Raw genomic sequence first — 16,437 nt, forward strand, 5'->3', positions numbered from 1 at the left:
CACATGCAAAGAATTCTACATATGAATATTGGAGGCATTTATTAAACTTGGGCTGCAGCATGCGGTCAACGGGAGGCGGCTATGATGCTGCTCGGGAAATTGCAGAATAAGGTGCAAGAAGTAATGGACGAATACCCTTGGTACAAGGGGCTGATCGATGGGGAGAAAACGAATTATAACCTGCAGAACTTACCTCTTATGTCTTCGAAAACACTTGAAACCTTCTATTATAACCAACCCATCGATCCTTCTTGGACTGTCTATAGGACGTCTGGTACAAGCTCAGGCCGTAGAAAAGCAATCCTTTACTCTGAGGAAGATGACAAACACTATGTGGATATTAAAACGAAGCTATTCGGCGAGCTTATTGCGGGAAGCGGATGTAACAGAGCGTTGGCGGATATGGGCACTGGACATGCAGCAAATACTGCGCTGACCATTTTTGAAAGGTTAGGATTGGAGAAAAGTTCAATACCCTTTGAACTGCCAATCGAACAGCATATTGAACAGCTTAAAGCTTTTAAACCTGACTTGCTCTATACGATGCCGTCCATCCTTGACCATATCGTATATGCTGCCGGAAACCCGCGTGAATTCGGAATTCGCAAGATTATTTTGGTAGGGGAAATTGCTCCGCCTGAGTGGCAGCGGAATATGGCTGGCTTGTTTGGTATTGATCCTAGAGATATCATCGATACTTACGGCTCCATTGAAATCGGTACGATCGCTTATTACTCCCATGATCACGGCAGGTACATTTTTGCCGACGGAATTTTTGCGGAAGGAATCGGGGTTCAGGAGTTAGACGAAGAAGTAAGGCCGCTTCGGAACAATGAAAGTATTCTGGTGCTTACCTCAACTGTCCGCAAGATGCTGCCAGCTCTTCGTTTTGTTACTTATGACGTTGTAAGGGATTTTAGGCCTGTGATGATAGACGGGGTTGAACAACAAAGCTTTGAGTCCATTGTAAAAAGAGTGGGTCAAGAACTGAAGCACGGTGAGAAGATCAGCCTGTACGATATCGAACAGGTCGTATACCGTCATATTGAAGATGCAATCATTCGGGTCAAAGTAAAAAACAATGCGCTCTCTATTTATATCATGAGTAAATCTGTGAAGCCCTCTATTATTCCGGTAATCAAAGAGGAAATCAGGGAGTGTATTCCGGAAATCGGGATGATGATTCGCAACCATCTGCTTGATGATATTGAGATCATTATAGTAGCTAAAGGGGAGTCGCTGGCCAGCGGGCAGGTCAAGAACAAGAAGTTATATTATCAGAAGGACAAAGCTAAGGTGGACATAAATATCCAAGGCGGTATCTTGTCGACTATCGGAAAAACGCCATTAATCAAGCTGAATAATCTGTTCCAGAACAGTGAGTTCGAAGTCTACGCAAAAATGGAACTGCTAAATCCGGGAGGAAGTGCGAAAGACCGTCCAGCTCTGCGGATGATCCATGAGGCATGGAAGGAAGGGAAAATCGGGCCGGGAACTACTATTATTGAGTCAAGTTCGGGAAATATGGCGATTAGCTTGGCGATGATTTGCCAATATTTAGGGCTGCGGTTTATTAGCGTGGTTGATCCAAGAACTACCACAACAAATCTGCAGATTCTGAAAGCATTAACTGCAAAAATTGACTTTGTTAGCGATCCCGACCCCGAGACCGGTGAATATCTGCCTGCTAGACTGAATCGAGTGCAGCGACTCTTGGAGGAAATACCGGGCAGCTACTGGCCGAATCAATATGCAAACGCAAATAACTATTTGTCCCACTACCATACGACCATGAAAGAAATCGTGACTGAGCTTGGCGAAGTAGATTATTTGTTTTGCAGCGTAAGTACATGCGGCACGATTCGAGGTCTCGCGGAATATGTAAGGGATCATGGTCTGAAGACTAAGATTGTTGCCGTCGATGCGGAGGGAAGTACTATTTTTGGTGGCAACAAAGAGAAACGGCGGTTCCCGGGACTGGGTGCTGGCATCGTACCCCCTTTCTGCAGAACGGATTTAATCGACCGTATCGTGCATGTCTCAGACTTGGATATCGTAAAAGGATGCCGAGCACTCGCTCAGAATGAATCGATTCTGGCCGGTGCATCCTCAGGGGCTAACCTTGCCGCTGTTAGGCGTATGGAGCAAGAATTGGCTCCAGGATCTGTCTGTGCGGTGATCCTGCATGACAAAGGGGAGCGTTACCTCGATACGGTATACTCTGACCCATGGATTCAGAATGAATTTGGGCAGGAGTTCTCGGCTGACGGTGGAGATGTCCTTGCTTAACGAACGGCAAAAGGAGGTTGTGGAATGCTGTATTTAAACGATCGGGACATCCGGGAGGTGGGGCTTGATTGGCCTTCTCTCGTGGAATCAATAGAAACTACGGTGCGCATACTTGATTCTGGAGATTACGCGCAGCCCGTAAAACCTTATCTAAGGTATAAAAATCCTCAAAATCGTATTATTGCAATGCCCGCATACGTAGGGGGGAACGTGAACGCAGCAGGGATCAAATGGATTTCCAGCTTCCCGGATAATATCCAGGTTGGTCTTCCCCGCGCGCATAGCATCATTGTCTTGAATGATCCCATTACGGGCGAGCCTATATCCGTCCTAAGCTCTCCGCTCCCCAGCATCGTAAGGACAGCTTCCATCAGTGGACTGATGATTGGCTACTTTTTGCAGGCACGTTCACTTGAACGGATTCATCTTGGCATTATCGGCTGGGGACCAATCGGGCAATATCATTTTCAAATGGTTATGGCATTGTACGGAGATCGAGTTGAACGTGTCCGCATTTTTGATATAAGGGAAGTAGATTTGTCAGACATCTCATCTATATATAAGAATAGGATAGAAGTGGAGGAGACGTGGGCGGACGTTTATCGAAAGTCCAATATCTTTATCACCTGTACCGTATCCAATCATAGATATATCGATATGCTTCCGGCGGAAGGTAGTCTTCTACTGAATATTTCACTGCGTGATTATAAACCTGAGGCATTAGCTTCGGTGAAGTCTATAATCGTCGACGACTGGGATGAGGTGTGCCGCGAAAACACTGACATACAGCAGCTCCATCTGAAACATGGGTTAACTCGTGCCGATACCCGAATGATTACCGATGTCGTCTCGCGCCATTGCCTGAATGAACTCAGAGCCGATGAGCCGATTTTCTTTTGTCCGATGGGGATGGCGGTTTTTGATATCGCAACAGCGGTATACTTCGTGAAGAAGGCTAGAGAAAAAGGGATCGGGACTGAGCTACAGTAAGGTTGTAGGCATACGTTCGCTATGGGATTTTTTATAGATTTTTCTGATGTAACTAGACTATGATCCGTCACTTTTAAGGGTGGATTGCTGTCTAGTTTTTTTATTGTCTTGTTAACGTTCCATTCATAATACTCTGATAATCTCTATAAGTGTTAGGCGGATGATCATCCACCCCAATAAATGATGACTCGGAGGATAATAATGTTGACACCTATGAAAAAAAGGCTGATCGCTGGTCTGACCCTATTGGCTGTGATTAGTGCCGGCTTTGGCGCAAGCTTGGTATTTCCCGGGAAACAGGCCTCGGCTGAGAACCAAACGGGTCAAACCGCGCTGCCGGCAGCGCAAATTGAAGCATTTGCCAATCTCGATGATACCGCGGGACTGACTAGCTTCGTTGATGGAATTATGGAAAAAGATATGAACCGGCTGCAAATTCCGGGAGCGGTTATCTCCATTGTAAAAGACGGCAAGATTATTTTGACCAAAGGTTATGGCAGTTCCAATCTGGAAGAAGCGGCACCGGTTAATCCGACAACCAGCATGTTTCGAATCGCTTCAACAACAAAGCTGTTCACCTGGACAGCGGTGATGCAAATGGTCGAACAAGGTAAGATAGATCTGGACACTGATATTAACACCTACCTGAAATCAGTGGAGATCCCTGCTACATATCCTGAGCCGATCACGATGCGCCATTTGATGACACATACAGCGGGGTTTGAAGAGGGTGGAGTGGGTTATCAAATCACTACCGACCCTGCCAAATTGCCGGGATCAATCTCGGAAACACTCAATAAGCATATGCTGGCACGGGTAAGACCCCCCGGAGAGATGAGTTCTTATTCGAACTTCGGGGCTACTCTCGCGGGTCTGATTGTGGAGGAAGTCAGCGGTGTTCCTTACAATGACTATATACAAAAGTATATTTTCGATCCGCTCGACATGAAATATTCGACGGTGGTAGAGCCTTTGCCGGAGTCATTCATACCCAATCAAGTTGTAGGGTACACGAGTGAGAACGGTAGCTTTATTCCTGGCACACCTACCTTCGAGGGCGGCTTTCGTCCTGCCGGCTCGGGTACAGTATCAGCAGTAGACATGGCGCACTTTATGATTGCCCATCTGCAGAACGGGAAATATGGTGACCAGCAGATTCTTAGAACGGAGACTGCAGAACTAATGCATTCAACGGCGTACCAATTCGATAAACGTATGCCGGGAGTAGATCTGGGGTTCTCTGAGAAACGCATCAATGGTCTTAGACTAATCACTCATGGTGGTTCCGACCCCATGTTTAATACAGAGTTTTATCTTGTGCCTGCCAAGCATGTAGGTATCTTTGTTTCCTATAACGGCGGTCAGGGCGGTGATTCCGCGGCAGGCCTAGTCCATGCCTTTTTTGAGCGCTATTATCCCGATCCTGAAGCGAAGCAGCCTGAATTCTCCACTTCTGCAGAATCTGTTCAGAAATATGCGGGAACCTATCAATTCACACGCCGTAACCACAGTGATATTGATAAATTTTTCAATTTTTTTGCCCAGCTAAATGTTAAGGTAAAGGATAATAAGCTATCTTTGGGAAGTGGTAGTGAACAACAGTTGTATAGAGAAATCGCTCCGAATCTGTTCCAGCTCGAGGGAGGCACCGAACAAATCGGCTTCCGCACAAATGATACCGGTAAGGTTACACATATGCTCTTAGGTATGGCACCGGAAATGCCACTGGAGCGTACGCCACTCTTGAATCAGAATAAGTTTTGGCTTATCGTACTTGGCGGCTCGGGGTTGATTTTCATCACTGCATTGCTTGGACTAATCTTCTCCAGACGCAAGATCAAGGCGATGACGCCTCCGGAAAAGTGGGCCATCCGCTTATCTGCGGGAACTGCTGGGTGGGCGCTGCTATCTTTCGTTACGATATTTATGGTGGTTATGTCCATGGATACGATGCAGAAGTTCAGCGGTATCAGTCTTTCGCTTTCTCTCAGTTTAGTTATGCCAATCCTTTTGGTTGGACTGACTTTAGCTTTGCTAATCTCGGCTATACTGGTTTGGAAGAATAAATACTGGACAGCTTTCAAGCGTGTGCATTATACACTAGTGGCACTTTCGGCTGTAGTGATGACTCTGTTTTTCTACTATTGGAACCTGTTGGGTTGGCAGTTCGGATAACTTCGTTTCTTGTCAAGAATATATCATATATAATGTAAGCTTAAGAGAGGAGGACAATCGTGGCTACTATACTTATTGCTGATGATGATGATAACATCCGAAAGCTAATGTCTTTGTTTTTGCGAAAAGAAGGTTTTGACCTCAAAGAAGCCAGGGATGGCACCAAAGCGCTGTCCATTATAGAGAACTCGCGAGTCGATCTCGTCATCCTAGATATTATGATGCCAGGATTGGATGGTTGGGATCTGTGCAGAGAAATCAGGCGCTCTGATGCCAACATTCCCCTCCTCATGGTGACGGCTAAAGGAGAATCTGCACATAAAGTGAAAGGTTTTCAACTCGGCACGGATGACTATTTGACCAAACCGTTTGATCCGCTTGAACTGGTGATGCGAGTAAAAGCTTTGCTTAAACGCTCGCTGGTTGTTTCTTCCCAGTCTGTGCAGTTGGGCAATGTGGTGCTTAACCGCCGCACTTTCCAGGTTACGCGTGATGAAGAACCGGTAACGATTCCTTTGAAGGAATTTGAGCTACTGTTTCTGCTGGCTAGTCACCCTAGGCAAATCTTCACAAGAGAACAGTTGATTTCTCAAATCTGGGGATTGAACTATGAAGGAGACGGCCGGACTGTAGATGTGCATATAAGCCGGTTGAGGGAGAAATTCTGCGGTAACGACGAGCAATTTCAAATCGAAACGGCCCGCGGCCTAGGATACCGGCTGATCCCTGCGCTATGATCAAGACATTGTATGTACGCGTCGTTCTCACGTTTTTAGGCATCATTATCTTTAGTCTGATTTGTTCCTTTTTCATTGGTTTGTATGTCTTTCAGAAACAAATAAGTTACGAGGGACAGAATGAAATGATCACAGTGGGGAAGGAGATCATTCACCGTTATGATGACGCCAAGCCTGAGGATACAGACGAGTTCTTGAATAGTATGGTTAAGGTATCTGCATACCCTATCCACTTGTATAATCATTCCGGGGAATATACCTTTTATGGGCTCAAGGATAGTCCGGCCGTCACTATCACCCCCGAGGCTGTGAAACAAGTGCTGCAAGGAAAACTCTATCGTTCCTCCGCGAAAGATAAGGATACCTTTATCGGGATGCCCTTTATGTTTAACGGGGAGTGGCAAGCAATGTTCTTGCAGTATTCTGCCGAGAACGAAAATATCGTCAATCGGATGCTGCTCTTTGTGCTTTTACTCGTGCTTTTACTGGGTAGTCTATGCATTCTTATTGCCGCCAGATATTTGGTGGAGCCGATCAAAGCTTTGACGAATGCGACAAGAAGGCTGGCCAAGGGTGATTTCGAGGTAGAGCTTAAAGTAAACCGAGTAGACGAAATAGGGGAACTGACACAAAGCTATGTGGAGATGGCCGGGGAGCTGAAGCAGCTGGAACAGATGAGGCAGGATTTCGTATCCAACGTTTCTCATGAAATTCAGACACCGCTTACGTCTATTTCCGGCTTTGCCAAGGCATTGCAGAACAATGATCTAATTGTGGAAGAGGAACGTTCTGAATATCTTGATATCATCATTGCAGAGAGTGAACGTCTGTCGAGGTTAAGTGATAATTTGCTGAAGCTCGCTTCCCTGGATTCTGAACATCATCCCTTTAATGCAGGTTCCTTCAATCTTGACGAGCAGATTAGAACCATCGTTGTGACCTGTGAGCCACAATGGTCAGCCAAAGGCATCGTTATCGATCTTGAGCTGCCGGAAGCTGTCAAAATTAAGGGTGATGAAGATCAGCTGAAACAAGTATGGATGAATTTGCTGAGCAACAGCATCAAGTTCACACCTGAAGGCGGGAACATCCGCATTAGTATAGATGACAGTGCAGCAGATGTATCGGTCACCATCAGTGATAACGGGATCGGGATTTCCCCGGAAGAGTTCAACGCCGTATTCCAAAGATTTTATAAAATAGACAAGTCACGGAATGGAAACAACAATGGCAATGGCTTGGGACTTGCAATCGTTAAAAAAATTGTCTCCCTGCATCAGGGAAACATAGAAGTGGACGGTGCGGTTGGAGCGGGAACGACGATTATCGTCAGGTTGCCCCATAAGTGAAATTAAGGGTTTGTCTGATTCTTGGATTGCCGTACGCCAAACATAATGAAATCCTTGAATTGCCGGTCCATAACCCGATCTTCCTCCGTAACCACACCCCCCCGCTGATGAGTAATAATGACGGCTTTTTGTAAATACATGAAATACAGGTGGGTGGACTTGTGCAGAATGTCCAGCCACTTATTTTTTTCCTCCGGAGCGACTGATATGGACTCAAGGAGAATTAACCGTGAATACCAGCCTTCCATAGCCTGCTTAAAGTCAGGAAGTTCCGCGGGATTTTTGGAAAGCGTGCTGTAGTAAACTCCAAAAATGGCATCATAGTAGATCAGGGCTTCCTGCTGATCTCTTAATGCCAGATATTTATCGAGAATGTTCTCCAATGACTGTACAGGGTGTTCAAAATCAAAATCAAACAGCAGCTGTCCAAACATCCGCTCCAGATTAAGGACATAGATTTGAGCGGCTAACTCTTCCTTGTCCTTATAATGATGATATAAAGTACGCCGGGAGATGCCGGCTTGTTCCGCAATCTGTGCCATATCCGTGCGCTCAATACCTTGAGCACAGAATAAGCTAAGCGCTGTATCCTTAATGATCTCCCTTGTCATTTGCATTTGCTTTTCCCGCAAATTCATTGATTTTCTCTCCTGTCTTGTTGCAACTCTTCCGCTGCTTCTAGCACTATTTCTGAGCTGGCTTCGAATTCATGAGGAATTTGCTGCCCACTGAATAGGGGTTCTGCCGGTTGATCGCATCACCTAACCAATTCAGAAGCTTCACACCATCCTGTTCAGCCTGAAAGAAGGTCTCTCTGGTGGCAAAAGTGTGCAGAGTTGTACCCGTCTTAGCGTTCAGTCCATAGTCGGTGAGATAGTAATAATAATTAGGTAAAGTGGCTGCCAAAGAAGAAACAGATTGCCGCATTTCCTGTGACCACTCATTAATGATGCTTTGATCTCTTGGCCCCTTGTAATCGTTGATGTTGTTCTGAAAGTGGATTAGAATCTCGTCAAATACCGAGTAGGATTGCAATATTATCGCATTCGCAGGAAGTAGATGGCCGTTCGCTTTAAAAGCTGCCCCGATGATATCCGCTTCAGGGGCATATCCGAAGTTCTTCACGAAGTCTGCCTGCCATTCCTGCTTCACAACATTTGGCCACTTGTCTGATTTCAAGAAGGAACTGTCTGAATATTGGAAAATCTCGGAGTTCTTGTAATGAGAGGCGATCTCGGGAGCCCAAAAAGCGGACCCGAAGCCACCAGCACTTTCGCCAGCAATCAGTAGTTTGCCGGGTTTATCCACGTTGGCATATATCCAATCGAGGCTGCTTCGCACATTATTGCTGCCGTTATAACGCATAGTAAAGGGGCTGCCGTCATCTTTTTTATATTCAACTGTGCGGTTGCCGATATGGAAGTCACCGGTTGAATAGGGAAGGTAGACCACATTCCAGCCATGAAAAGGATTGGCAGGGTTATCCGTATCCATCATGCCTCTCAGCAATGTCAACATATAGAAGGGGATGTTCTGGAAATAGTTGCCTGTATCTCCACCTTTAATAAAGTTCATAAGCTTGATGGGGTGTGCGGCACTTTGGGCATCCCAGCTGGCTCCGCCACCGGAAAAAAAGATGATCCAGTTATTATTTTCACCCTTTTTATTCCACAAAAAATACTCTGATCCATCACTTGATATGACATTTCCGTCTAGCGTGACTTTATTCCACTTGTAAGGCTTCACTTCCGCGATTACGGGGGTGGTAGTCGCCGGTCTTTTGATTACAAAAGCGCTGATTGCAAACATGGCAATCAAAACAAGGCTGAATAATCCAATACCTGTGAATATTGTGATTTTCCTCATTTTCCTCATTTTTCTCATATCCATCTCTCCCTTACTCGGAGTATACGTCAAGATCACTCATTACACAAGGTGTATACCTAAAATCATAAAACAATCGTGAGAAAATATATAAAGAGGTGTCCTCGTAGCCTTTGATCCATGGCTACAGGGACACCTCGATTGTGTATGTTACTTTATTAATTTTGCTGCTTCGATTTCAAATGTTTTTAGTTCGTAAGGTTCAAGTATAAAAGTAATGACAGGTTCAGTGTGGACTTCCCCTTCAGGACGCTCCATTAGATTACACTCTTGCCACGAAATAATATTCAAGTCGCTAGTCATATCAATTTGCTGGCGGCTTCCGGAATAGTCGTGCACACGTACGATTAATTTTTGACCATCCTCAGACTTCTTGATCGCAGAAACCATAACCTTTTGAGTAGAAAGGCGAATAAGCGACTTGGATGCTCCTTCTGCTTGACCCATGGTGCTCCGTAGAGGGTTGTTGACGGACCAAGCTTGACGGACGGTGTCACCCTGTAGCCAATCCCCAGTATGAGGCAGGATAGAGTAGGTGAAAGTATGTTCACCTTGATCCGCTTCAGGGTCAGGGTGCGTTGCCGATTTGATTAAGGATAGACGCATCACATTATCCTTGATGTCATAACCGTATTTGCAGTCGTTCAGCAAGCTAACGCCATAACCACGATCTGATAAATCTGCCCACTGATGCCCCACAGTCTCGAATCTAGCATAATCCCAGCTAGTGTTCCAATGTGTTGGACGCGTAACATTACCGAACTGGATATCATAAGTGGCTTCGGTAGCTCGTATTGCAACAGGGAAAGCTACTTTCATTAGCTGTTGTCGCTCATGCCAGTCTACCTTTGTCACGAAATCGATACGACGATGGTGTGCATGTAAGATCATTTGCTGCTTAATCGTGGAATCCATATAACTCCATGTGAATTGTACAACACATCGCAGTGAACCCTTTTCTATGACTTCAATGCTGCGGCAGTCGGTGACTTCACGTTTCTTTTGCTGATAGTAGATGTCAATGTCCCAAGCTTCATGGGCTAGGGGTTTATCTTCAAACACTTGGAACACGTTACCGTGACTTCCGTTTGCTAATACTTGTCTTTGTTCATTTATATCATAGACGGATACTAATTGACCTTGTTCGTTCCATTCAATTTCGAAGTGAGGCGTTGAGATTCCTGATTCATTTAGCTTGAATGGAGCGCTTAGTGACTTAGAATTCACATCTTCTACGAAGGAGATCGTTGTGTATCCGAGAGAAGGAATGTTAGATACTTCAACGATCCAGCGGTCACCTTCACGCTGAGCTTGTAGTTGTTTTCCTTCTGAGCTTATCCAATGTCCTGTTTCCATCCCGGCTTCAACAGTAATTTCTACGAGTTCTGTCAGCTCCCAAGCAGCATTGTTCCAGATGGTATATTTACCGGCTTCATTTCCGCTCACAAGTGCCTTACTGGATTGCTCCCAGACAGACTGACCTATTGCTTCTGCTTGTGCATACTCAATTGTACTGTCTTCATACACTTCACGAATCGAAGAGCCCGGAATAATATCATGGAATTGGTTGCGCAAAATAATTCTCCAGCCCTCGTCTAAATCGGTCTGACGATAGTTCGACCAGTCACCTGTCATCACACTTTGCAGTGTATTTAGCCATTCCGCCTCACGGTATAGCAATTCAAGCTTGCGGTTCATCCGCTTATTGTAGGCTTGGCTTGTGTAGGTGCCACGGTGATATTCTAAGTAAAGCTCGCCATCCCATACATGGACATAACGATCTGTATTTGCAACAGTTTCTTGCAGGGTACGGAAGTAGTCTCCCGCTGTTCCTGTTTCAATCTTCGGCAGACCGGGAAGATCGTTTAGCCGACGGCGCATCTCTAGCATTTCACGGTTCACACCCCCGCCACCATCGCCATATCCGTAAGAAAGTAACAGATTGCGATTCACTTCTTTATCCCGGTAAGTATCCCAAATTCCTTTCACAGTCTTAGGAATAATCCGGCCATTATAAGTGTAGAACCAAGAATCTTCTTCGGACCAAGGCTCAGGCGTTGTAATAAAGTGTGTTAACACCTCTGTGCCATCAATCCCACGCCATTGAAAGGTATCATGTGGCATCCGGTTATATTGATTCCAGCTAATTTTTGTGGTCATGAAGGTATTAATTCCTGATTTTTTTAGAATTTGTGGCAAGGACCAGCTGTAGCCAAATACGTCCGGCAGCCATAAATAGTCACATTCAACCCCAAATTCATTACGTAAGAAGCGAGTTCCATAGAGTAATTGACGGACTAGAGACTCCCCTGAGGTCAAGTTGCAATCTGCCTCAAGCCACATGCCGCCGCCAGCTTCCCAGCGTCCTTCAGCTACACGTTCACGAATATTTTCATAGATTTCTGGATAGTCATTTTTGATATATTCATAGAGTTGCGGCTGAGTCTGTAAAAAGGTATAGTCCGGGAACATTTCCATCAGACGTAGTACGGTTGAGAAGGAACGCGCACATTTCTCACGGGTGTGTTTCAATTGCCACAACCAAGCCACATCAATATGGGTATGGCCAATACAGGTAACTGTGACGGGTGAGGATTTCTCCATTTTGTTAATTTCATCACGCAAATAATTGCGGGCTTCCCCGATCGAAGCGTAGAAGTTGTCTGAACCTGGACGAGACCAGTCGATCAGAAGAAAGGAGCGGTCTACTGTACTCATAAGTTGTGTATATTCTGGAGTTTTGGCATCGAGTACGTTCAGCGTCTCAACTACAGCAAGCGCGGTAAAATAGAAATCATCCGTTGCTTCATCCAGCCAACAAATTTCAGCCATGCGAATCCCATGTGTCTGATCTTTTTTAGGGCCGCCACCTTCGAGTCCCGACCATAACCGGAAGGTCAGTGGAAGCTGAGTGCCTGCCGTTTCATTTGGCAAGAACACTTCGGTATGATTGGAATCTACACCTTGATAGGGTTTGCCGTTGAAAAAGAATAAAGATTCAAATCCGGAGTTGTTTCCAGCACCCGTCTCGCCAAAATCAAATCGACCCAGTACTTTACGGCCTGCCCAAGTAGCGGGTACGTCTATATTTGTCGTTAGCCATAAATACAAATCGCGGCCTTTCCAGGTATCGCCAACTCGTAGCTTAGACCATTCTCCATCCACGGGCGGTTCGGCTGCAATTTCACCTTGTTCGTCAATCATTGAGTTGAAAAAAGGAATGTGTATACGATCCCTGTAACGATATTCGGAAATTTCGTTTAGTTGGGAGTTGAGTTTGCGTTTGGTTAGAAACATGAGTAATAGCCCCTCCAATATGTTGATGGGGGACGAGGAAATTAAGATCTATTTGGGTTATTATAGGTTTGTTTGGGGGGTAGAAATCAACTATAGACGATTTTGTGTGAGTTGTAAACTCTCGGTGGAGAGAAAAGGTGGGGCGCTAGAATATATAAATAAAAAAATGCATGCGCTTCCATTGCAGAAAAAGAAGTGTGATGTTAAGCTTCTAATCCTAAAGGTGATATTCAGAAAGAAGGTGGCTTTGTTGAATGTAAAGAAATTTTATCAAAACCATTTGCAGAAAAAACTGTTCAATAAAATTTTAGCTATATACTCTTCGATCATTATAATTACGTTAATTGCCTCATCCATTACCGTATATAAATACTATGAACAGACGATCACTCGCCAACATGTAGATGCCAATCGGGAGGTGCTGGATTATGTAAGTTTGTATATGAATCAGCAGTACGAAAGCATCCAAGTGGCTATCCAGCAAATTTATAGCGATGCCTCTGTCAGTGAGGATTTGTCCTACTTTTTGCAAAATGATTATGGGGATTATCTTAAATACCGTTTAGATCAATATGCAGACATAGGGAGCTCCGTTCCTCATACGTTCGATACTTATTTCAAAACCTATTTGAATCAGAAAAACGGGATTTATGACGTTATTTTATACAGTACAGAGAAAGAATTTTATTATTTATATAAAAATAATACCCGACAATTCTACTTGAGCGACATGGACGGTTCTAAGCAAAAGTTATCCTTACCGAAGAATGGCTGGGTCTCGCATGAAACCAAATTAGTGCTTAAGGAAATAAGAGAAGACAATAACAATTTGTATACAATGACTAGGGAAATTAAAGATCCGATTACACTGAAAACGATCGGTATGCTCATAGTAGATTTTGACGCAGAACTTATTTCAAAATGGCTTGGCACAAAAGTTGCAGAAAATAATGGTCAATTGTTGGTCTTAACCCCAAGCGGTGACGTTATATATGATTCATTGGGAAGGTACATGGGACAGCGATATCCACATCTCGATGCGCTTCATGCGGATGGCTGGACAACACTGGATGGGATCTCCAAGGTTAACTTAAATACAACGAATAGCTCAGGTCTTATTATGGCAGGGATCATTCAGAAGTCACAGGTCAACAACGAAATGAAAACGGTTCGAACTTGGATTATCGGGATTACCACAGCGCTTATTATTACTGCAATGTCTTTTACATACGGAATTATTTTACGTTTTTCTAAAAAAGTGAAGATCATTATCAAATCTATGAAGCGCTTACAGGAAGGTGATTTAAGCACACGTATTCACCTAAATCGAGAAGATGAATTGCAGCTAATTGCCAACAACTTTAACTATATGTGTGAAAGGTTAGAACTCTATATTAATAAAGTGTACATTTCGGAGCTTACGCAGAAAAATGCAGAGCTAGTTGCACTTCAATCGCAGATTAATCCACACTTTTTATATAACACACTTGAGGCGATTAGGATGCGGGCAATTACGCAAGGAGCGAAGGATGTAGGTCAGATGATTTACATTTTATCGACATTATTTCGAACGATGATTAAGAAAAGCATGGTCGTTACAATATCTGATGAGATTGAATACTGCAATTTGTATCTGGAGCTGTTTCAGATTAGACATAAAGATAGGCTCCAAATCATATCACAAATAAGTCCAGTTGCCATGAATTGTTCTATCGTTAAATTGCTCATCCAACCGGTCATTGAAAATTATATTGTTCACGGATTTAGACCTGACCGTTTTGGCAATCTCATCCGTATTGAAGTTACTGAATCTGGCGGGGAAATTCAAATTGCTATAAGTGATAACGGGAATGGAATTACTGCCAGCAAGCTGACAGAGCTACAGCAAATGCTTCAAGTCAGTATGAGAATGGATGAACCTCCTTCTTCGGTAGGCCTATGTAATGTGAATGAACGAATTAAACTTTATTATGGGACTGAATATGGATTAACGATCGCTAGTGAAGTAAATAAAGGAACAATAGTCATCATGAATATACCAGTAGTAAGGGAGAGTACTAATAATGCACAATATACTTATCGTGGATGATGAACCTCTTATTCTTGAAGGATTACGTTCAGTGATTGAATGGGAAAAATATGGATTGAGAATCGCGGGACAAGCGTCTAATGGGGAAGAAGCTTTAGAATTTCTACGCAATCATAATGAAGGGATCGACATATTAATTACTGACATTACGATGCCAAAACTTACGGGACTTGAACTGATTCAGCAAATAAAGGTTTTTGATTCAAAAATGAGGTTTATAATCTTGAGCGGGTATGAGCAATTTGAGTATTTAAAAGCTGGAATGAGTCTAGGCATTGAAAATTATATTCTCAAACCCATTAATATACATGAGTTGGAATCAACCATTGAACAAATTGTTGAAGTGCTGAATCAAGAGGATGTTGAACAATTTCATGCTAAAGAGGATTGGCAAGTTCTACACAATAATATTCTAAACCGCTGGGTAACTGGCAATATAGGCCGGCAGGAGCTACAGCACCGTTCAAAAGTCTTAAATATCTCACTGGACTGTTCATTTTTTACGGTGGCTGCGATTCGGCTTATCACCGAACAGGATGACGATGAGGGCCAGGATAAACTCCATAGGAATCAGCTTATGGATGAATGTTATCGTATCGCTGTGAAATCATTAGAGCAACTTGGAACCGTTATTGTATTTATAGATATGGAAGGTGATCTTGTTCTTATTATTGCTGAGCGGGCTGAAGCTGAGAACAAAGAAGAGCTTTATTGTGTACTGGAGCAAGTGCAATGTGAGATTATGCATGAGTTAGAAAAGTCTGTCTGGATAACGATAGGAAGTAAGGAGCATGCTTTTCAGGAAGTCCCAAATAGTTATAAAAAGGCGAAGAGTTTATATGTTGATCATCTTATGCTACCGGGTTACCCGATTATAGATGTGGAACAACTATCAAAGATGGTTCTGCATGAGGAGAAGCTCGAAATTGATTATGAGGAATTCACCAAATTATTATTATCTGGAGACCGGGAGGCTACGAACCAATTTATCGCAGAAACGTTCGAAAAGCTGTTTGGCTGTGGCATGATTACCCGCATTGATAATTACAACGTAGCGATTGAGTTAATGTTGATTGCTAAGAAAATGGAGAAAAACTCTAATTTTAGTGCCGTGTTTAATCCATTGCTGCGCATACATACTATTGAGCAATTGGTGCACCATGTGCAGGAAAGTGTGAAAGAAACACTGGACCAATTATCATTAGTAAATGATGAGCTCAGTCCGAATATGAGATATATGGTTGATCAAGTAAGCAAACACTATAGAGAAGAGCTATCCCTGAAAACGCTCAGTCAGCGTATGGAAATGCATCCTAATTATTTGGGCCAGCTATTTCAGAAGGAAATGGGCCGTAGTTTCTCTGATTATGTTAATCAATTTCGAATTGAAAAGGCAAGACAATTGCTGCTTCAAACTACGTTACTAACCAACGAAATTGCAGCTGAAGTAGGATATCCGGATCCAGCATATTTCTATCGCCAGTTTAAAAAATCAGTAGGTGTATCGCCGACAGAGCTTCGGAATATGTACAAAAAAGCAAGATCCTAAAATAAAGGAAATGTTCCTGAGTATCACGTTCAAGTACGGGCTTCATGGACGTTGATAACGAGAATGTTTCCTTTTTTT

10 protein-coding genes are annotated in these 16,437 nt (G+C 43.7%); 7 read left to right on the plus strand and 3 right to left on the minus strand.

Annotated features, from left to right (window positions below; genetic code table 11):
• Positions 1-81 precede the first annotated feature (81 nt).
• The 5 genes from sbnA (at position 82) to NSQ91_RS11340 (ending at position 7,540) form a co-directional block, all read left to right on the plus strand.
• Positions 82-2,289, plus strand: coding sequence for a 2,3-diaminopropionate biosynthesis protein SbnA (sbnA, locus tag NSQ91_RS11320; protein ID WP_340917831.1), 2,208 nt, complete (start codon positions 82-84; stop codon positions 2,287-2,289).
• Between the two features lie 24 nt (positions 2,290-2,313).
• Positions 2,314-3,279 (plus strand): 2,3-diaminopropionate biosynthesis protein SbnB, encoded by a 966-nt coding sequence (locus NSQ91_RS11325; RefSeq protein WP_076280921.1) that lies wholly within the window; start codon positions 2,314-2,316, stop codon positions 3,277-3,279.
• Between the two features lie 201 nt (positions 3,280-3,480).
• Positions 3,481-5,454, plus strand: a complete 1,974-nt coding sequence (locus NSQ91_RS11330) for a serine hydrolase domain-containing protein (protein ID WP_256716553.1) — start codon at positions 3,481-3,483, stop codon at positions 5,452-5,454.
• Between the two features lie 59 nt (positions 5,455-5,513).
• Positions 5,514-6,191, plus strand: a complete 678-nt coding sequence (locus NSQ91_RS11335; protein ID WP_076100805.1) for a response regulator transcription factor — start codon at positions 5,514-5,516, stop codon at positions 6,189-6,191.
• Positions 6,188-7,540, plus strand: a complete 1,353-nt coding sequence (locus tag NSQ91_RS11340) for a HAMP domain-containing sensor histidine kinase (protein WP_076129993.1) — start codon at positions 6,188-6,190, stop codon at positions 7,538-7,540. Before NSQ91_RS11335 ends, NSQ91_RS11340 begins: the two co-directional genes overlap by 4 nt.
• Before the next feature lie 2 nt (positions 7,541-7,542).
• Here NSQ91_RS11340 and NSQ91_RS11345 read toward each other — a convergent pair whose 3' ends face one another.
• The 3 genes from NSQ91_RS11345 to NSQ91_RS11355 form a co-directional block, all read right to left on the minus strand.
• Positions 7,543-8,178: a TetR/AcrR family transcriptional regulator gene (locus NSQ91_RS11345; protein ID WP_076129994.1), complete on the minus strand. Its 636-nt coding sequence runs from the start codon at positions 8,176-8,178 to the stop codon at positions 7,543-7,545.
• Between the two features lie 46 nt (positions 8,179-8,224).
• On the minus strand, positions 8,225-9,424 hold the full coding sequence (locus tag NSQ91_RS11350; RefSeq protein ID WP_175620030.1) for a pectin acetylesterase-family hydrolase: 1,200 nt from the start codon (positions 9,422-9,424) through the stop codon (positions 8,225-8,227).
• Between the two features lie 150 nt (positions 9,425-9,574).
• Positions 9,575-12,721, minus strand: coding sequence for an alpha-mannosidase (locus tag NSQ91_RS11355; protein ID WP_076129996.1), 3,147 nt, complete (start codon positions 12,719-12,721; stop codon positions 9,575-9,577).
• Between the two features lie 250 nt (positions 12,722-12,971).
• On the opposite strand from NSQ91_RS11355, the gene NSQ91_RS11360 reads away from it, so the two are divergent.
• A complete protein-coding gene (locus NSQ91_RS11360; protein WP_175617386.1) occupies positions 12,972-14,810 on the plus strand; it encodes a cache domain-containing sensor histidine kinase in 1,839 nt (612 codons plus the stop codon).
• The gene (locus tag NSQ91_RS11365; protein ID WP_340917839.1) at positions 14,785-16,359 is read left to right on the plus strand and encodes a response regulator transcription factor; all 1,575 of its coding nucleotides are present in this window, start codon (positions 14,785-14,787) and stop codon (positions 16,357-16,359) included. The genes NSQ91_RS11360 and NSQ91_RS11365 overlap by 26 nt, the downstream gene beginning before the upstream one ends.
• The last annotated feature ends 78 nt before the right edge of the window (positions 16,360-16,437 follow it).

This window comes from Paenibacillus sp. FSL R7-0048 (assembly GCF_038004505.1).
In the GTDB taxonomy this organism is placed as follows: domain Bacteria; phylum Bacillota; class Bacilli; order Paenibacillales; family Paenibacillaceae; genus Paenibacillus_AQ; species Paenibacillus_AQ odorifer.